Genomic DNA, 19,324 nt, shown 5'->3' with positions numbered 1-19,324 from the left:
CATTGAAATTGGAAGAATTCCTTTTAATAGGAAATTAACGTCTAGCCATAGCGTTTACGTTTGGTTAGGTTATTGTGGAATCTACACTTCGTAGATGTTTGTTACTGGAGAGTTGGGGGTTTTTTGAAATGAAACGTACTCTATTATTGGCCGCATCGGCCGCGGTGCTTGCTGCACCAACCATCGCACAGGAATTACCACCCGGTAATCCATTGCCTGGTGAATGTTTTGCCCGGGTAATCGTGCCGGCAACATACCAAACTTCGACTGAGCAGATTGTTCTGCGTCAAGCGGGTGAGGAAATCAGAAAAATTCCGGGTCGTTTCGAAACCGTCACTGAACGCGTGCTCGTTCAAGAAGAAAGCTATGAGCTTGTTGTTGTCGGCAACGGTGGCACTATCGTCCCTGGACGTGGCACAATCGTTGTTACAATCAATGGCACAGCTTACAACATTGACTCTGCCCGTACAGTAACTGGCTCCAATGGCGCCGTTATTGGATCGGTTGATAGTGAAGGCAATATTGTTGGCTCAAATGGCCGTGTCATCGTACGCGACGCCGTCGACCCACTGACTCTCATTGGTCGCGGTTCTGCAACGACTACACTCTCATATGGTAACACTCGTTATAGCGTCGCTTCGGATATGAGCGTTCGCAATGCTTCTGGTTCACGCATCGGCCAAATCGACCGCAATGGCGGCTTGGTGGGTACAAACGGTAACCTTATCACACGTAACATTGTAAATTCTTACAGCGGCGCGGCTTCAACTGGTGGTCAATCTGCTTTCCGGACAGAAACACAAACTGTTGTCGTTCAAGAAGCTTCAACTGAACTCGTAGTCATTCCCCCAGTCTACGAAACTGTAACAGAGACAGTTGTTGTTCAGCCACAATCTGTTGAATACACAACAGTCCCTGCTGTTTACGAAACTTATACAGACACTGTTGTGGTTCAAGAAGCCTCAACTGAGCTTGTGACTATCCCTCCAGTATTTGAAACCGTCGCAGACACTGTCGTTGTACAAGAAGCCTCAACTGAACTCGTCACTATCCCAGCGACTTACGAAACAGTGACTGACACTGTTGTCGTTCAGCCTGCGACTGTTGAATATGTTTCTGTTCCTGCCGAATATGAAACTGTTTCTGAGTCTGTCATCGTACAAGAAGCTTCAACTGAGCTCGTCACTATCCCAGCGACATTTGAAACTGTGACTGACACTGTTGTTGTGCAAGAAGCCACTACAGAGCTTGTCACTATCCCGCCTGTTTTTGAAACAGTCACAGACACAGTTGTGGTTCAAGAAGCCTCGACTGAACTCGTCACTATCCCAGCTGTATTCGAAAACGTTACGGAAACGATCGTCGTCACGCCCGCTTCAGTAACATATGAAACAATCCCAGCGGTTTATGAAACCGTACAGGATACTGTTGTTGTTCAAGAAGCCTCAACAGAGCTTGTCACTATCCCAGCAACATTCGAAACAGTTTCTGAAACTGTTGTTGTTCAAGAAGCGACTACAGAGCTTGTTACTGTACCTGCAGAATTTGGCGTTGTTGCTGAAACTGTCGTCGTACAAGAAGCCTCTACAGAGCTTGTCACTATTCCAGCGACTTATGAAACTGTGACTGACACAGTTGTTGTTCAGCCTGCTGGTGTTGATTATGTCGTCGTACCGGCGGAATATGAAACATATACTGACACGGTTGTTGTTCAGGAAGCCTCTACAGAACTCGTCACTATCCCAGCTAAATTCCGTACAGTTACAGATACTGTCGTTGTTCAGCCTGCTGGCGTTGAGTATGTGACTATCCCGCCTGTTTTTGAAACCATTCAAGAGCCTGTCGTTGTTCAAGAAGCCTCTACTGAGCTTGTCACTATTCCGGCAACATTCGAAACTGTGACTGAAACAGTTGTGGTTACTCCGCAAACAGTTGAATATGTTTCTGTTCCTGCGGTTTACGAAACCGTTCAAGACACTGTTGTTGTACAAGAAGCTTCAACAGAGCTCGTCACTATTCCAGCAACATTTGAAACTGTAACTGACGTCGTTGTCGTTCAGCCTGCTGGCGTTGAGTATGTTTCTGTGCCTGCAGAATATGAGACCGTACAAGAAACAGTTGTTGTACAAGAAGCGTCTACAGAGCTCGTCACTATCCCACCAGTATTTGAAACTGTAACTGACGTCGTTGTCGTTCAGCCTGCTGGCGTTGAGTATGTTTCTGTGCCTGCGACTTACGAAACCGTTCAAGAAGCGGTTGTCGTTCAAGAAGCCTCTACAGAGCTTGTCACTATCCCAGCGACATTTGAGACTGTGAACGAAACTGTCGTCGTAACGCCAGCTTCTGTGACATATGAAACAATCCCAGCAGTCTTTGAAACTGTTCAAGAAGCTGTTGTTGTTCAAGAAGCCTCGACTGAGCTTGTCACTATCCCACCTGTCTTTGAGACAGTGACTGAAACGCTTGTCGTAACACCGCAAACTGTAACTTATGAAGTTATTCCGGCTGTTTACGAAACTGTGCAGCAACCTGTTGTCGTACAAGAAGCGTCTACAGAGCTTGTGACTATCCCAGCGACATATGAAACTGTGACAGACACAGTTGTTGTTCAGCCACAAACTGTTGATTATGTGACAGTCCCTGCTGAGTATGAGACTTACCAAGAAACAATCGTTGTTCAGGAAGCCTCTACAGAGCTCGTCACGATCCCTGCGACTTATGAAACTGTTGCAGAAACAATCGTCGTAACACCGCAAACAGTTGAATATGTTTCTGTTCCTGCTGTTTACGAAACCGTTCAAGACACTGTTGTTGTACAAGAGGCGTCTACAGAGCTCGTCACTATCCCAGCAACTTTCGAAACAGTGACTGACACTGTGGTGGTTACGCCGCAAACTGTTGAGTATGTTTCTGTGCCTGCTGTATATGAAACAGTCCAAGAAGCTGTTGTTGTTCAAGAAGCCTCGACTGAGCTTGTGACGATCCCAGCAACATTCGAAACTGTTTCTGAAACAATCGTCGTTCAGCCTGCTGGCGTTGAGTATGTTTCAGTCCCTGCGACATATGAAACCGTCACAGAAAATGTTGTCGTACAAGAAGCGTCAACAGAGCTTGTGACTATCCCAGCCACATTCGAAACTGTCACAGAAACTGTTGTCGTTACGCCAGCAACGACAACTTATGAATCTGTGCCTGCTGTTTACGAAACCGTTCAAGAAGCGGTTGTTGTTCAGGAAGCCTCAACAGAGCTCGTCACTATTCCAGCGACATTCGAGACTGTTTCCGAAACACTCGTCGTCACACCAGCCTCTGTTACTTATGAAACAGTGCCTGCTGTGTATGAAACAGTTCAAGAAGCTGTTGTGGTTCAAGAAGCCTCGACTGAGCTTGTAACAGTTCCTGCGACATTCAAAACAGTGTCTGAAACTGTTGTCGTTCAAGACGCAACGACAGAATTGGTCACTATCCCAGCTGTTTATGAAAACGTGACTGAAACTTATGTTGTTCAAGAAGCGTCTACTGAGCTTGTGACAGTTCCACCTGTCTTTGAGACAGTGACTGAAACAGTCGTAGTACAGCCTCAATCTGTTGATTACGTTGTTGTGCCAGCTGAGTACGAAACTTACCAAGACACAGTTGTTGTTCAGGAAGCCTCTACTGAGCTTGTCACTATTCCAGCGACATTTGAAACTGTGACTGAAACAGTTGTGGTTCAAGAAGCCTCTACAGAGCTTGTTTCAATCCCAGCAACATATGAAACTGTCTCTGAGACAGTTGTTGTTAAAGAAGCAACAACAGAGCTTGTTACAATTCCTGCAACGTTCAAAAACGTAACAGATACAGTTGTCGTTACGCCGCAAACTGTAAACTATGTGACTGTCCCTGCGGAATATGAAACATATCAAGAAGCCGTTGTTGTCCAAGAAGCGTCAACTGAGCTTGTTGTCGTTCCAGCAACATATAAAAATGTGACTGAGACTGTTGTGGTTCAAGAAGCCTCTACAGAGCTTGTTTCAATCCCAGCGACATATGAAACTGTCACTGAAACTATTGTTGTTCAGCCAGAAACGGTTGAATATGTCTCTGTTCCCGCAACATACCGCACAGAACAAGAAACATACATCCAACAAGACGCAGCTGACGAATTGGTTGTTATCCCGGCGGTTTATGAAAACGTCACTGAAACAATCGTTGTTCAAGAAGCAAGCACACGGGTTGATGTTGTTCCTGCAACATACAAAACAGTACAAGAAACAATCGTCGTTCAGCCTTCTCGCGTCGACATTGAAGTCATTCCTGCTGTTTACGAAACACGCTCTGAGCGCGTTTTGATCGAACCTGCACGTGAAGAGTGGAAGCCTGGTAGCCAAGCTATCAATGCAACACAGCTCGGTGGATCTGGTACAATCAATACAAACACACGTGGACAGTTCACTGTCTTTAACGGTGTGTCTGAGCAAGTGGTTGAATCAACACAAACTATCGTGAACCAAACAGGTGAAATCCTCTGTCGTGTTCTTATCCCTGCACGCTACAAAACGATCACTAAGCAAGTTATCGTCACGCCAGCGCGCACAGTGGAACGCACTATCCCTGCTGTCACAAAGCAAATCACGAAACGTGTCGTCGATACAGAAGCCACAACACGTGAAACTGTAATCCCTGCGGTTACTGACACAATTACACGCCGCGTTGTTAAATCAGCCGCACGTGTAATGACACGTAGCGAAGCTGAACGTGCAGGCCTTAAAGGTCAGGCATTTGGCGGTTACTCTGGCTTTGTTGATACAAACAATGACGGAAGTGATGACCGTGACGGACTATCCCGCACAGCGGCTGCTAATGCAGACCGTGCTGGTGGTGGACGCCGCGGAATTACAGGGTCAACACGTTACGGACAGCAATTGGGTACAATTTCCAAACGCGTCATTGACGAGGAAGCTCGTGTTGCTGAACGTCGTATCCCTGCGGTTACGAAGACAGTTCAACGCCGTGTTGTGAAAACTCCAGCGTCAACACAGCAACGTGTTATCCCTGCAGTTACTCAAACAGTGACACGCCGTGTTGTTGACCGTCCTGCATCTACGCAAGAACGCGTCATTCCAGCTGTAACTAAGATGGAAACACGTCGCCGGATTAAGACCCCTGCCCGTACAGCAGAACAAATTGTTCCTGCCGTTACGAAACAGGTCACTCGCCGCGTCGTGGACCGCCCTGCTTCTGTTCAAGAGCGCGTCATTCCAGCTGTTACAAAAACAGAAACACGCCGTGTTGTGAAAACACCAGCAGCAACACAAGAACGTGTCATTCCAGCCGTTACACAACAGGTTACTCGCCGCGTTGTGAAAACTCCGGCTTCGACACAAGAACGTGTTATCCCTGCTGTCACTAAAACAGAGACACGTCGCCGTATCGCGACGCCAGCGAGAACTGTTGAACGTGTTGTACCTGCAGTCACGAAGCAAGTGTCACGCCGTGTTGTGAAAACACCGGCTCAGACAGTTGAGCGTGTTATCCCTGCGGTAACAAAGCAGCGTACACGCCGTGTTGTTAAGACACCGGCTTCGACACAAGAACGCGTCATTCCAGCGGTTACACAGACGGTTACACGCCGTGTTGTTGATCGTCCGGCTTCGACGCAAGAACGTGTCATTCCAGCTGTCACAAAGATGGAAACACGCCGTGTTGTTAAGACACCAGCAAGAACTGTAGAACGTACGGTACCAGCCGTTACGAAAACAGTTCAGCGCCGTGTTGTTAAGACACCAGCGGCGACACAAGAACGTGTCATCCCTGCTGTGACGAAGATGGAAACACGCCGCGTTGTTAAGACACCTGCCCGTACAGTTGAGCGCCAAGTGCCTGCTGTTACGAAACAGGTTTCTCGCCGCGTTGTGAAGACACCTGCTTCTGTTCAAGAGCGTGTCATCCCAGCTGTCACTAAGGCGCAAACTCGCCGCGTTGTGAAAACGCCAGCCTCTACGGTTGAGCGCGCGACACCTGCCGTAACAAAGCAAGTCACTCGCCGTGTTGTGAAAACACCAGCGTCTACGACTGAGCGCGTTATTCCTGCAGTGACGAAGATGGAAACACGCCGTGTTGTGAAAACACCAGCGTCTACTGTCGAGCGTGTCGTTCCGGCTGTCACGAAACAAGTGTCTCGTCGTGTTGTTAAGACACCAGCGGCGACACAAGAACGTGTCATTCCAGCGGTCACAAAAGTGGAAACACGCCGCGTCGTGAAAACACCAGCCTCTACTGTTGAGCGGGTCATCCCTGCTGTGACGAAACAAGTCACACGTCGTGTTGTTAAGACACCAGCGGCGACACAAGAGCGCGTCATTCCAGCGATCACGAAGACGGAAACACGTCGCCGTATCGCGACGCCAGCACGTACTGTTGAACGCACTGTACCGGCTGTCACGAAACAGGTCACACGCCGCGTTGTTAAGACGCCAGCTGCGACCCAAGAGCGTGTCATTCCAGCGGTCACAAAGATGGAAACGCGTCGTGTTATCAAGACACCATCGCAAACTGTCGAACGTGTTATCCCGGCTGTAACGAAAGCTGTCTCTCGCCGCGTCGTGAAAACGCCTGCAGCGACGACAGAGCGCGTCATTCCAGCGGTAACGAAGATGGAAACACGCCGCGTCGTGAAAACACCTGCCCGTACAGTTGAGCGTCAAGTGCCTGCTGTTACGAAACAGGTTTCTCGCCGCGTTGTGAAGACACCTGCTTCTGTTCAAGAGCGTGTCATCCCAGCTGTGACTAAAATGGAAACACGCCGCGTCGTGAAAACGCCAGCCTCTACGGTTGAGCGCGCGACACCAGCGGTTACAAAAACTGTCTCTCGCCGTGTTGTTAAGACACCGGCTCAGGTACAGGAACGTGTTATTCCAGCCGTCACAAAAGCAGAAACACGCCGCGTTGTGAAAACACCGGCCCGTACAGTTGAGCGTGCAACGCCTGCTGTTACGAAAACTGTTTCTCGCCGCGTTGTGAAGACACCTGCTTCTGTTCAAGAGCGTGTCATCCCAGCTGTGACTAAAGCGGAAACACGCCGCGTCGTGAAAACGCCAGCGTCAACTGTTGAACGTGTTATTCCAGCTGTAACGGCTCAGATTTCACGTCGTGTTGTTAAAACACCAGCAGCGACACAAGAACGCGTTATCCCTGCAGTGACTAAGATGGAAACACGCCGTGTTGTTAAGACACCTGCGCAGACTGTCGAACGGGCAATCCCGGCTGTGACAAAACAAGTCACCCGCCGTGTGGTTGAAACACCGGCTCAGGTTCAGGAACGTGTTGTTCCTGCGGTCACGAAAACTGAAACGCGCCGCCGTATCGCTACGCCGGCCCGCACAGTTGAACGGGCTGTACCAGCTGTCACGAAGCAAGTGGCTCGCCGCGTTGTTAAGACACCAGCTGCGACGCAAGAGCGGGTTATCCCAGCTGTGACTAAAACTGTTGAGCGCCGTGTTGTTAAGACACCAGCGCGTACAGTTGAGCGTGCTATCCCGGCTGTAACAAAGACTGAAACTCGCCGCGTCGTTAAGACACCGGCTCAGGTTCAAGAACGTGTTATTCCGGCTGTGACTAAGGCAGAAACACGCCGCGTCGTTAAGACACCGGCACAGACTGTCGAGCGCACAGTTCCAGCGGTCACAAAGCAAGTCACTCGCCGTGTTGTGAAAACACCGGCTGCGACCCAAGAACGGGTTATCCCGGCTGTGTCAAAGCAGGTTCAACGCCGTGTCATGCGGACACCTGCATCAACGCAAGAGCGCGTCATTCCTGCGGTAACGAAACAGGTTTCACGCCAAGTGGTCAAAACACCGGCCTCTACACGTGAACGTGTGATCCCAGCCGTAAGCAATGTCGTTGAGCGTCGTGTTGTTAAGACACCAGCACGTACGATTGAGCGCACTGTTCCTGCTGTGACGAAAACGGTTCAACGCCGTGTTGTTAAGACACCAGCTTCGACACAAGAGCGTGTCATTCCGGCTGTCACAAAAACAGTACAGCGCCGTGTCATGCGGACTGAAGCTCAAACGCAAGAACGGGTCATCCCTGCTGTGACTAAGACTGAAACACGTCGTCGCATCAAAACACCAGCGACAACGCAAGAGCGCGTTATCCCGGCTGTTACGAAGCAAGTCACTCGCCGCGTCGTTAGAACACCAGCGACAACGCAAGAGCGGGTTATCCCTGCTGTGACAAAGCAAGTCACTCGCCGCGTCCCTGTGGGTGCGCCACGTATCGAACGTCGGGTTATCCCAGCGCGTTACGACACAGTGACAGTTCAGCGTATGGTTGAAGCTCCACGTACTGAAACAATTGCTATCCCAGCTGAATACGGCACAATCGAGCGTCGTACACAGATTACGGGTGAGAAAGCCGAATGGCGTCAGATCCTTTGCGAAGCGAATGCTAGCCGCGAAGTTATCTCTGCCATCCAACGTGCACTAACCGCACAAGGCTACTATCAAGGTGCAATTGACGGTACATTGGGTCGTATGACTTACGCCGCTGTCGAGCGTTTCCAAACAGCACGTGGTCTATCAACAGGTGGCCTAACATTGACAACAGTTGACGCCTTGGGTGTGAACTGGCGCTCAATGATTAGCGGAACATCTGGTGTGACAACGGGCGGTTTCACAACTGGCTCTACAGTCTCAGGTAGCTCAACAGGCTTCACGACAGGTTCAACTGTCACCACAACGACTACATCTGGTTATACAGTCGGTGCCGATGGCACAGTCCGTAATGCCTCTGGTGTGGTTATCGGCCGCTTAAATGGCGCAGGTGATGTTGTTAACTCTGCCGGTACTGTCGTTATCAGCGGCTTCTCATCCTCAGTGGGTGGTGGTTCTGGTCTCGTCACAGGCGGGTCATTGAGCGGATACTCTATCGGTGCAAACGGTACTGTCACAGACAGTTCTGGTCGCGTCATCGGAAGAATGAATGCCGCAGGTGATGTAGTGAACTCAGCAGGAACAGTTGTTCTTCGCGGATTATCTGCAACATCAGGTGCCGCCGGCACAATCGGCAGCACGACAACGACGACGACTACAGGAGGTCTGTCAGCGGGTGACTTCCAAGTCCGTGCAGATGGTATGGTAATCAACCGTTCAACAGGCACAGTTATTGGCCGTGTTGATGCAAACGGTAATGTTATCAATGCTGCGGGTACAATCATCGGCCGCGTAAACTAAGATAAGTTTCCGGGCGAAAGCCCGGACTGAATAAGAGGCCCCGCAAGATGTTAACCTTGCGGGGCTTTCTTTTTTGCGGCTCGCCGCAATCACCGCTTTATCGTTTTGCTTTGATTTGGCCCTTACGCGCCGATAGGAAAAAGTGTAAAAGATGAGGCAATGCGTTGACAGATACGGCTCTAACTGTATAAAGCGCAACGAATTGGCCGCCGCCTTTCGTCCACGATTCTTATGGGAACATTCGGACCCTTTAGAGACTGAGGACAAACACAAGGCGGCTTTTGAATTTTTGGAGAGCTCAAAAGGGTTTTCCCGCAGGAAGGAATGATCATGTTCGCAGTGATCCAAACAGGCGGCAAGCAATATAAAGTCGCTAAAGACGATATCATCGTCGTGGAAAAATTAGACGGCGAAGCCGGAGACAAAGTTGATTTTGGTGACGTTCTATTGAGCGGTACTGGTGCAGACGTAAAAGTTGGCGCCCCTCTCGTTAAAGGCGCTTCTGTAACAGGCGAAATCCTAGAGCAGCGCAAAGCCGCTAAAGTCTTGGTTTTCAAGAAAAAGCGTCGTCAGAACTACCGTCGTAAAAAAGGCCATCGTCAAAACGAGACGGCTGTTAAAATCACAGGAATTAAAGGTTAGGCCCCGCGCCAACCTTTAGGATTAGAGGAGTAACTCATGGCTCATAAAAAAGCAGGTGGTTCATCCAATAACGGCCGCGACAGTGCTGGCCGTCGTCTTGGCGTAAAAAAATCAGGTGGCCAAGCGGTCATTCCTGGCAACATTATTATCCGCCAGCGCGGAACAAAATATTACCCCGGCACAAATGTTGGCATGGGTAAAGATCACACATTGTTCGCTAAAGCCGAAGGCCGCGTCTCTTTTGAAACGAAACGCAATGCGCGCACATTTGTGTCTGTCATGCCGCTGGCCGACGCTGCTGAATAGACCCATTAAAAATCTTGGGTCGTACCGATAGGTGACCCGATAAAATTTAATAGGGAAATCGGGTCTCCGATTTCCCTCTTTTTTTGTCTATGAATATGAAGGTTGGATAAGAAAGACTAATTCCCTGTGACGCCAATGTGAGGAGGCGAACATGAGAGAGATTATAGAAACTGAAAATTTGGTTCTACGCCAACTAAAAGACAAAGATGCCATGGCCCTGTCAAAATATGGTAGCAATTTTGATATTGCACGAATGACAGGTAGTTTCCCTCACCCTTTCCCTCTGATTTCTGCTGAGTTTAAAATCATGCATTTACGGTCCATGCATGAACGTGGGCTCGCTTATCCTTATGCTATCACAGAAAATGGCAGTGACGAGATGATTGGCATTATGGATTTATGCCGTAAAAGTGATGAAGATACTCTAGAGATTGGCTATTGGATTGCCGAACCCGCTTGGGGAAAAGGCTACGCTTCCGAGGCAGGGCAAGCCATATTAGCCGAGGCAGACGCATCTCTAAAGCCAAAGAAAGTAATAGCGGGTGCCTTTACCGACAACCCAGCGAGCCACAGAGTGTTGGAGAAAATGGGCTTCATGCCAACCGGAAAAACAGAAATGTATTTCTCTATGGCCCGTATGGAAAAAGCCGATAGCGCACTGTTTGAGCGCGAAGCAGTCTCTATAATGAATGGCGGCTGAAACATGACAGCAATATCGGTACATCTCGCTTTGCCCACGGCTGAAGACTTTGTCACGTTGCGGCAGAATGTAAGCTGGGGCGCTGTTTCTCTTGAGCAAGCCAAAATGGCTTTGAATCACTCACTCTGCGGGGTGGTGATTTCGGCTGGGGAGACTACAATCGCTATGGCCCGTGTGATAGGTGATGGTGTTTTAAACCTCTATATCCAAGATGTTATTGTCGCAGAGCCCTATCGTGGTAAAGGATACGGTACAAAATTACTGAGTGATTTAATTACGCACTTAAAATTGACCTATCCTGACAGTATTTCTGTCGGCTTGATGGCTGCCAAAAACCAGTCCCCTTTTTACGAAAGTTTTGGTTTTGCCCTTCGCCCATGCTCCGTCACAGATGCGGGTATGCAATCCAAGCTTGGCGCGCTTCATTCACGGCTAGCCAAAACGGGTTAAACCGCTTAGAGGGTGGCCTGAAAGTAAGATTATGAAATTTCTCGACCAAGCAAAAATATTTGTGAAATCCGGCAATGGCGGCGGAGGGTGTATATCCTTTCGCCGTGAAAAATACATTGCTTTTGGCGGCCCTAATGGCGGCGATGGTGGACGCGGCGGTGATGTATGGGCCGTGGCCTCACGCGATCTCAATACATTGATTGATTATCGCTATAAACAACATTTCAAAGCTGGAACTGGCATACATGGTATGGGGCGAGACCGTGCAGGCGCGGCCGGAGAAGATGTGATTATTAATGTCCCTGTGGGCACGCAAATCATTGATGCCGACACGGATGAAGTTCTGGTCGATATGACAGAGGAAGGTCAGAAGGCGTTACTCGCCAAGGGCGGTAATGGCGGTTGGGGCAATGCTCGTTTTAAATCGGCGACAAACCAAGCCCCGCGCAAAGCCAATCCAGGCGAAGAAGGCGAAGAACGCTGGATATGGCTTAGATTAAAACTGCTTGCCGATGCAGGCCTCGTTGGATTACCCAATGCGGGTAAATCCACTTTCTTATCTACCGTAACGGCGGCGACACCGAAGACAGCGGATTATCCATTTACAACTCTTCATCCCCATTTGGGTGTTGTTAATCTTGGCCCGGCTGAACGGTTTGTTCTTGCCGACCTTCCCGGATTAATCGAGGGTGCATCCGAAGGCGCAGGCTTAGGGCACCGTTTTTTGGGCCATGTTGAACGTTGCGCGGCTGTACTGCATCTCGTGGATGCCTCTACAGAAGATCCCGCCCAAGATTACCAAACCATCCGTAAAGAACTTGAAGATTATGATGGGGGTATCGAAGATAAGCCCGAAATCATTGTCTTATCTAAGGCCGATATCATTACGCCTGAACGGCTCGAAGACGTTAAATCCGATATGGAAGCTGTCTGCGGACATGCGCCGCTGATTATCTCCAGCGTGACAAATCAAGGTCTGAAACCTGTCCTATCTGCTGTTTATCAACACGTTCAAAAACGCCGTGAAAAAGAAGAAGCTGAACGCGAGAAAAAAAGAGTCGCGGAAGCCGTTAAGCGCGGCGAAATGGAAGAGCAAAAGGGTTGGACACCATAGGTTTACAATGAGTATGGGGCCAAAATCATCTTTGTCTGGACTAGGGAAATATCAACGCCTGGTTATCAAAATCGGTTCAGCCTTACTGGTTGAAAGTGACAGCCTCACTTTAAGACAATCTTGGCTTAACAGTATCTGCGATGACATTGCCGAACGACATAAACTGGGTCTCGAAACCCTTATAGTTTCATCGGGCGCGATTGCTCTGGGACGGGCGCGGCTCAATCTAATTGGGCGCATTCTGGATTTATCTGAGAAACAAGCCTGTGCAGCTGCGGGTCAGGCCCTTTTGACCCAAGCATATGATAAGGCGCTTTCAGCAAAGGGTTTAATTTCGGCTCAAGCGCTTCTTACGCTAAATGATACCGAAGATAGGCGTAAATGGCTGAATGCTCGCTCAACCTTAGAAACGCTCTTGGCATTAGAGGCTATACCTATCATTAATGAAAATGACACAGTCGCGACTGATGAAATTCGTTATGGCGATAATGACCGCCTCGCGGCCCGCACGGCCCAAATGGTGGGCGCGGATGCCCTCCTTCTCTTGTCTGATATTGACGGCCTTTATACGGCGGATCCACGGTTTTATTCGGATGCCAAGCACCTACCCGTCATTGAAAACCTTACCCCTCAGATAATAGCAATGGGTGGCCCTGCCAATACAGATGCGGCTGTCGGGACAGGCGGAATGGAAACAAAACTCGCAGCAGCGCAAATCGCCGTTCAAGCAGGCTGCGAAATGATCATCTTAAACGGTACGGATAACCACCCCCTCTCTCGGTTTGACAATGGGGAACGCCATAGTCTTTTCATAGCGACGCAAAGCCCACGTAAAGCCCGTGCGCAGTGGATATCAGGCTCTCTTAAACCCAAAGGCCAAATTGAAATTGATAGTGGCGCCCACAGCGCCCTTAAAAAAGGCCGCAGCCTGCTTGCAGCAGGTATTGTGAGTATTGAAGGTCAATTCGACAAAGGCGACGCCATCTGCATTATTGATCAAAACAAACAAGAAATCGCGCGCGGTTTGGTCAATTATGGTTCCAAAGATGCCAACCGTATAATGGGCCTACATAGCGACAATATTGAAATGCTTTTGGGCTATACCAATGGCGACGCCATCGTACATCGCGATAATTTGGTAATGCGGGACTAATGCCAGACTTAGCCCATATGAAGATTGGCCTCTTTGGGGGATCCTTTAACCCCGCCCATCAAGGCCATTTGCACGTGGCCAAGGCCGGGTTGCGCGAATTAGGGCTTGATGAAGTCTGGTGGCTCGTTAGCCCTCAAAATCCATTGAAACCAATGCAACCAAGCTATGAAAGCCGTGTTGAGACTGTAAAGGCTCTTGCCCTGCCCCCGCGTATGAAAATCAGCCATATCGAAAGGGACAGCGGTACAAATTATACCATTGATCTTTTACAGTCTTTGAAGCGTCGATACCCTGTCACGCAGTTTGTATTCATGATGGGTGCCGATAATTTCCAACAATTGCCCAAATGGCGAAAATGGAAAGAGATTATGTCTGCATACCCAATTGCCGTCATAGCGCGCCCCGGACAATCCATCAAAGCCCGCCTTAGCCAAACGGCACGCCAATATGCAGATGAGAGATTAAGCGAAACTTATGCAGGGGCTTTGGCAGAAATGACAGCCCCGTGCTGGACATATTTAACTTTACCCTTAGATAACACCTCATCCACGGCCATAAGGGCCAAACTGGCCACTGGGCCCGAACTATGATAAGTGATTCTCTATAGGATTAGAGACGCGGGTATTTTCCCGCTGTGAACATGGAGAGCCTTCTGAGCACCCAACGCGTTGTGACTACACCCTCACCCTCGAAATCTTCAGCCAAAAGCCAAAAAGCGGCTAAGGCTTTGTCCGACTTTCTCCAACATGTATTGGATGAAAACTCTGCCCAAGATGTAATCGAAATTGATATTCGCGGAAAATCTTCCGTCGCCGACTATATGCTTGTCGCCTCTGGCCGCTCAAACCGCCATGTCAGTGCGCTTTCCGACTATGTATTGCGGGCCCTCAAAGAAGAAGGGTACAAAGATATTGGCGTTGAAGGCCAAGAAGGCTGTGATTGGGTATTAGTCGATGTGGGGGATGTTATTTTGCATATCTTCCGCCCAGAAGTCCGCGTTTTCTATAACATAGAGAAAATTTGGTCAGTCCCATTACCTGATGGCTTACAAAACATTGCCGAAGAAGCGCCATCTGACCCTGAATAACGCGCTGCTTTACCCTAATTATTTATGGCCACTAAACTCATCATTCGCGCCGGCGGCACAATGCGCTCTGGGCCTGAACGGGAAATGGTGGATGATTATATGCAACGTGCCAGTTTATTGGCGCGTCAGACAGGCTTCATCTCAATAGAAGAGCAAGCCGTCGATATGCGTAGCTGTAAAAGCCGTAAAGATGAAACCGAACGCCTCTTTGACGGCATTCCCAATACGGCACTGTGCATAGCCCTTGATGAGCGCGGGAAGACACTCACTTCTCGCCAAATCGCGAAAACTTTGGCTGAGGCTCGCGATGACGGTCAAGGCGAGCTTTACTTAGTCATTGGGGCCGCTGACGGATTTGACCCCTCATCCATCCCTTCTGGGGTGCGTCGATGGGCTTTGGGCCCTCAAACTTGGCCACATAAATTGGTTCGTGTCATGATTGCCGAGCAAACCTATCGCGCACTGTCAATTTTGGCAGGGACGCCCTATCATAGAGATTAGGGCTCTATCTTAGAGCTAAGAGCTAGGCTAAAGCACTAAGGTGATCTTACGTCGTCTCATATATTCGTCTCTTATGGCTCTCGTTATAGCCAATTTCGCCTTGGCCCAAGATAGAGCACCGCAAGATCTGGACGCCCTTACTCAAGCCGAAAAAAATGCGCGAGCAGAAGCCGAAGCCTTGGAGAAAAAACGGGAGGCCGTCTCATCAGAAATAAACAACCTTGAGAAATCACTCCGCAACCTTTCCCGTGAAGTAAAAGTCTTTGAACGCGATTCAATTGCCTTAAATGACAAAAAACAAAAAATTGATGCGAATATTGCTAATCTGGAAAATGATATTCAGGCTGACGAAGCAGAACTCATGAAACTCTTGGCAGCGCTGCAACGACTTGAAGCCAATCCGCCGCCTGCAATTATTTTACGGCCAGACAATGCCATAGCCTCAGCGCAGGCAGCGCAGCTTATTGCTGCCCTCACGAAACAACTTGACCAACGCACTAAAATCCTCAGCGTACAGCTAGAAGCCTTGGCACAAGAAAAACTCTTGGCAGAAGAAACACAGGCCCAGATTGAGGCCAATAAAAAACAACTCGAAAATCGCCGCAATAAGACACAAAATCTTGTCAAAAATAAATCTGACCTTCGAGCCTCTATCGACACACAACGCGCAGAAAAACAGGCAACAGCCATGCGATTGGCTGAAGAGGCTGCAACGCTCAGAGAATTAGTCGAAAAGCTTGAGAACGAAGCGCTTAGAGTAAAACCTCGTATTAAACCCGGGCGGAACACAGGGGGGCGAGACACAGGCGAACGCGTTGCCTCTCTCCCTCTGCCAGACAATCTTGGGCCGTTCAATCAAGCCAAAGGTCGATTAAGCTTACCGGTCTCAGGGGCCCTATTGAAACGCTTTGGCCGTGGCGAGAAAGGCCTGACCTTTGCATCAACCTCTGAAGGGCAAGTTTTAGCACCCTATTCAGGACGCGTCGAATTCGCTGGTCCATTCAAAAATTATGATCAAGTCATTATCTTGGCCGTGGGTGACGGTTATTTTCTGCTAATGACGGGCCTAGGCAATGTGTTTGCCGAGACAGGTGAAATTGTCAAACAGGGCGCTCCGATTGGAGCGATGCCATTTGAACGCAGCGGAGCAAGCGAGTTATATCTTGAACTTCGTAAAAACGGTACAACTGTCGACCCGGCGCCTTGGCTAGCTCTATAAAAGCCCGAATTCTGACAATTATAGCTATTCACTGAAGAATTACGAATTTTTGACTTTGCACCTCACACTTCCCGACCTACAAAATACGTCAATGCTGATGCTATGAATTTAGCCTGACACTTTTTAAAATCTGGCAAATTTTAAAATAAGGCCCAAATATTGCATCATATTCGGCAAAAAGGATTAAAGGCTAAAACATGAAATATATTCTACCCGCTATTGGCTCTGTCGCTGCCATTGCACTTTTTGCTTTCTCATCGACGAACCAATCCGCTATCGCCTTTGAACCTTCATCCAATACAAATACATTTGAACAGCTTGATCTTTTTGCCGATGTTCTTGCTAGAGTCCGTACCGACTATGTTGTGGATGTAAATGATGTTGAGCTCATTGAGAACGCCTTAAACGGCATGTTACAGTCACTTGATCCTCATTCCAGCTATGTCACGCCTGAACAGTTTAAAGAATTACAAGTCACCACAAGCGGTGAATATGGCGGCTTGGGCATGGAAGTGACGATGGAAGCCGGTTTTGTAAAAGTCATTGCGCCCATTGATGAAACGCCCGCTAAGCGCGCTGGTATTAAAGCGGGTGATTACCTTACAGAAATTGACGGAAAATCCATTATGGGGCTGTCATTAACCGAAGCCGTAAAACAAATGCGCGGTAAACCGGGCGAAGACATTACCGTGACCGTTATTCGTGAGGACGAAGATCCGATGGAAATAACGATGACGAGAGAAGTCATCAAACGTATCGTCGCGAAATACGAAGTAAAAGACGGCCTTGGTTATATACGTCTGGCACAATTTAATGACAAAGCCGAAGAAGGCGTGGTCAAAGCCATTAAAGAATTAAGCAAAGAATTTGGTGGCAAAATACCAGGTCTCATATTGGACCTTCGTGGTAACCCCGGCGGTCTGTTGGATCAATCTGTGAAAGTCTCAAGTGTATTCTTGGATGGCGGAGAAGTCGTCTCTACACGAGGACGTGTGGCCTCTGATACGCAGCGTTATAATGGCGAAGCCGGTGAACTAGCCAAAGATGTACCTATTGTCGTTTTAATTGATGGGGCCTCTGCCTCTGCTTCGGAAATTGTTGCTGGCGCTCTACAGGATAGAGGCCGCGCAATTATTTTAGGAATGACGTCTTTTGGTAAAGGCTCTGTTCAATCCATTATTCCTCTTCGCGGCGGACGCGACGGAGGCTTGCGCATGACAACTCAGCGCTATTACACTCCCGCGGGGCGGTCTATTCAAGGCACAGGCATTGAGCCTGATATTGCCGTTTCCTTTGTGCCAGATGATGGCAAAAAGCGACTTCAACGCCGCGAAGCTGATTTGCCAAACGCTATCAAGAATGAAAATGAAGACACCGAGACAGAAGAGCTTGTCGTGGATTACCCGCCAGAAGATTATGACCCTGAAGGCGATTATCAGTTAGAAAAGGCTATTGAACTTCTAAAAGGTGGAAATTACGTGGCGAAATTAGCAGAATTTCAAGGATAGACCTGATAATTGATTTCTATGCCTCTATCAAAATTTCTATCTTGCTGTCTTCTTTCGTCGGTTTTTCTAACCTTTGCGCCCTTGGCCAAAGCACAAAATAGCGTCGAGACAAATAAAAAAGAACAGCCCTCGGATGCCGAGATACTAGCAAAAATGGAGTTATTTGCAGAAGTCCTTGCGCGGGTTCGTGATAATTACGTCACAGAGGTTTCAGAAAAACAACTTGTCGAACACGCCTTAAATGGGGCCTTAGCCTCACTCGATCCACATTCAAACTATAGCCCTCCAGCTGAGTTTACGGAACAAAGAGAAGCGGCCAAGCGCGAATATGGCGGACTTGGTATTGAGGTCAGCATGGAAGGCGGCCTTGTAAAGGTAAATTATGCCATTGAAGAAGGCCCAGCCTATGCAGCAGGCATTCGCTCTGGCGATTACATCACCGCTGTGGCGGGTGACTCGGTTCTGGGTAAAGATTTAAATGCTGCAGTGGAGAATATGCGCGGCCTTGCAGGCGAGCCTGTCACCGTAACTGTATTAACGGGACAAAGCGCCCCACGCGATATCATCGTAACCCGCGCTCAGGTAAGAGGCAGAGCTGTTCGCCACCGTATCGAACAAGGCTTGGGCTATGTATTCATCGAAACCTTTAACAATGACAGACTTACCGAAGATCTGGAAAAAGCCCTTAAAGAGCTTGAAGCTGAGTTAGGAGGGACAATTCCTGGCCTTATCATCGACGTTAGAGGTAATCGCGGCGGATTATTGACCCAATCAGTCAGCGTCTCGAGCCTATTCTTGGATGGCGGCGAAGTTTTATCCGCCCGTGGGCGCACTGATATTGATACGCAGCGCTATCATGCGGAAGCTGGTGAACTTTATCCAGAGATGCCGATAGTGGTTCTAGTAAATTCCGGTTCTGCTTCTGCCGCAGAAATTGTCGCGGGTGCCCTCCAAGATAGAGGACGAGCCGTCATTATCGGCCGGCGGTCTTTTGGCAAAGGTTCAGTCCAGTCTGTTATACCCCTACAAGAAAATGGCGGGGCTTTGCGTATCACCACTCAACGCTATTACACACCGTCGGGGAATTCCATACAAGGGCGAGGCATCATGCCAGACTTTCTCGTGGCCGCGCAGCCAGATAAAGGCGAACTTCGCAAACGCTTTCGCGAGGATAGCTTACCCAACTCTCTCATAAATCCAGATGATACTGATTACGAAGAGGACTATGACGCGATTCTATATCCATCAGAAGACGAAGCCGAAAGTGTCGACTTCCAACTTCGGAAAGCTATCGATGTCTTAAAAACGTCTCGCTATCAGGCCCTTCTTCAGGCCCAAAACCAATTTCCGGGTCAAAACTTGCCTAAGAGTGCATTTTTGCAATAATTTTGGAGTGAAGTGCGTTTCAAAAGTGAGGCTACTCTCCCCC

Annotated in this window: 13 protein-coding genes; all 13 read left to right on the top strand. The window is 48.9% G+C overall.

The window, feature by feature from the left end; genetic code table 11:
• The first annotated feature begins 128 nt into the window (after positions 1–128).
• The 13 genes from DES40_RS01690 to DES40_RS01630 all read left to right on the top strand — a co-directional run bounded on the left by DES40_RS01690 (position 129) and on the right by DES40_RS01630 (position 19,281).
• Entirely contained in the window at positions 129–9,215 is a 9,087-nt protein-coding gene (locus DES40_RS01690) for a peptidoglycan-binding protein (protein ID WP_121098843.1), read from the top strand.
• A 330-nt stretch (positions 9,216–9,545) separates the two neighbouring features.
• The gene (gene rplU, locus DES40_RS01685; protein ID WP_121098842.1) at positions 9,546–9,857 is read left to right on the top strand and encodes a 50S ribosomal protein L21; all 312 of its coding nucleotides are present in this window, start codon (positions 9,546–9,548) and stop codon (positions 9,855–9,857) included.
• A 36-nt stretch (positions 9,858–9,893) separates the two neighbouring features.
• Positions 9,894–10,163 (top strand): 50S ribosomal protein L27, encoded by a 270-nt coding sequence (gene rpmA / locus DES40_RS01680; RefSeq protein WP_121098841.1) that lies wholly within the window; start codon positions 9,894–9,896, stop codon positions 10,161–10,163.
• 151 nt (positions 10,164–10,314) lie between these two features.
• Complete coding sequence (locus DES40_RS01675) at positions 10,315–10,863, top strand: GNAT family N-acetyltransferase (RefSeq protein ID WP_121098840.1); 549 nt, start codon at positions 10,315–10,317, stop codon at positions 10,861–10,863.
• Between the two features lie 3 nt (positions 10,864–10,866).
• The gene (locus DES40_RS01670) at positions 10,867–11,313 is read left to right on the top strand and encodes a GNAT family N-acetyltransferase (RefSeq protein WP_121098839.1); all 447 of its coding nucleotides are present in this window, start codon (positions 10,867–10,869) and stop codon (positions 11,311–11,313) included.
• A gap of 31 nt (positions 11,314–11,344) precedes the next feature.
• Entirely contained in the window at positions 11,345–12,427 is a 1,083-nt protein-coding gene (gene obgE, locus DES40_RS01665; RefSeq protein WP_121098838.1) for a GTPase ObgE, read from the top strand.
• Between the two features lie 13 nt (positions 12,428–12,440).
• A complete protein-coding gene (gene proB / locus DES40_RS01660; RefSeq protein WP_121098837.1) occupies positions 12,441–13,580 on the top strand; it encodes a glutamate 5-kinase in 1,140 nt (379 codons plus the stop codon).
• A complete protein-coding gene (locus DES40_RS01655; protein WP_121098836.1) occupies positions 13,580–14,170 on the top strand; it encodes a nicotinate-nucleotide adenylyltransferase in 591 nt (196 codons plus the stop codon). The genes proB and DES40_RS01655 overlap by 1 nt, the downstream gene beginning before the upstream one ends.
• Before the next feature lie 80 nt (positions 14,171–14,250).
• A complete protein-coding gene (gene rsfS, locus DES40_RS01650) occupies positions 14,251–14,667 on the top strand; it encodes a ribosome silencing factor (RefSeq protein ID WP_233345345.1) in 417 nt (138 codons plus the stop codon).
• Between the two features lie 24 nt (positions 14,668–14,691).
• Complete coding sequence (locus DES40_RS01645; protein WP_121098834.1) at positions 14,692–15,168, top strand: 23S rRNA (pseudouridine(1915)-N(3))-methyltransferase RlmH; 477 nt, start codon at positions 14,692–14,694, stop codon at positions 15,166–15,168.
• A gap of 73 nt (positions 15,169–15,241) precedes the next feature.
• On the top strand, positions 15,242–16,387 hold the full coding sequence (locus DES40_RS01640; RefSeq protein WP_147405825.1) for a murein hydrolase activator EnvC family protein: 1,146 nt from the start codon (positions 15,242–15,244) through the stop codon (positions 16,385–16,387).
• A gap of 197 nt (positions 16,388–16,584) precedes the next feature.
• Positions 16,585–17,895 (top strand): S41 family peptidase, encoded by a 1,311-nt coding sequence (locus DES40_RS01635; protein WP_121098832.1) that lies wholly within the window; start codon positions 16,585–16,587, stop codon positions 17,893–17,895.
• 81 nt (positions 17,896–17,976) lie between these two features.
• Positions 17,977–19,281, top strand: a complete 1,305-nt coding sequence (locus tag DES40_RS01630; protein WP_170144835.1) for a S41 family peptidase — start codon at positions 17,977–17,979, stop codon at positions 19,279–19,281.
• Positions 19,282–19,324 lie beyond the last annotated feature (43 nt).

The organism is Litorimonas taeanensis (genome assembly GCF_003634015.1).
In the GTDB taxonomy this organism is placed as follows: domain Bacteria; phylum Pseudomonadota; class Alphaproteobacteria; order Caulobacterales; family Maricaulaceae; genus Litorimonas; species Litorimonas taeanensis.
Note: the sequence above shows the minus strand (reverse complement) of the source record. Positions and strands in the feature narration are given on the sequence as shown.

Excerpts from the sequence above, each read along its gene's own strand:
- DES40_RS01690 (WP_121098843.1), top strand. The coding sequence starts at position 129 with ATGAAACGTACTCTATTATTGGCCGCATCGGCCGCGGTGCTTGCTGCA.
- rplU (WP_121098842.1), top strand. The coding sequence starts at position 9,546 with ATGTTCGCAGTGATCCAAACAGGCGGCAAGCAATATAAAGTCGCTAAA.
- rpmA (WP_121098841.1), top strand. The coding sequence starts at position 9,894 with ATGGCTCATAAAAAAGCAGGTGGTTCATCCAATAACGGCCGCGACAGT.
- DES40_RS01675 (WP_121098840.1), top strand. The coding sequence starts at position 10,315 with ATGAGAGAGATTATAGAAACTGAAAATTTGGTTCTACGCCAACTAAAA.
- DES40_RS01670 (WP_121098839.1), top strand. The coding sequence starts at position 10,867 with ATGACAGCAATATCGGTACATCTCGCTTTGCCCACGGCTGAAGACTTT.
- obgE (WP_121098838.1), top strand. The coding sequence starts at position 11,345 with ATGAAATTTCTCGACCAAGCAAAAATATTTGTGAAATCCGGCAATGGC.
- proB (WP_121098837.1), top strand. The coding sequence starts at position 12,441 with ATGGGGCCAAAATCATCTTTGTCTGGACTAGGGAAATATCAACGCCTG.
- DES40_RS01655 (WP_121098836.1), top strand. The coding sequence starts at position 13,580 with ATGCCAGACTTAGCCCATATGAAGATTGGCCTCTTTGGGGGATCCTTT.
- DES40_RS01645 (WP_121098834.1), top strand. The coding sequence starts at position 14,692 with ATGGCCACTAAACTCATCATTCGCGCCGGCGGCACAATGCGCTCTGGG.
- DES40_RS01640 (WP_147405825.1), top strand. The coding sequence starts at position 15,242 with ATGGCTCTCGTTATAGCCAATTTCGCCTTGGCCCAAGATAGAGCACCG.
- DES40_RS01635 (WP_121098832.1), top strand. The coding sequence starts at position 16,585 with ATGAAATATATTCTACCCGCTATTGGCTCTGTCGCTGCCATTGCACTT.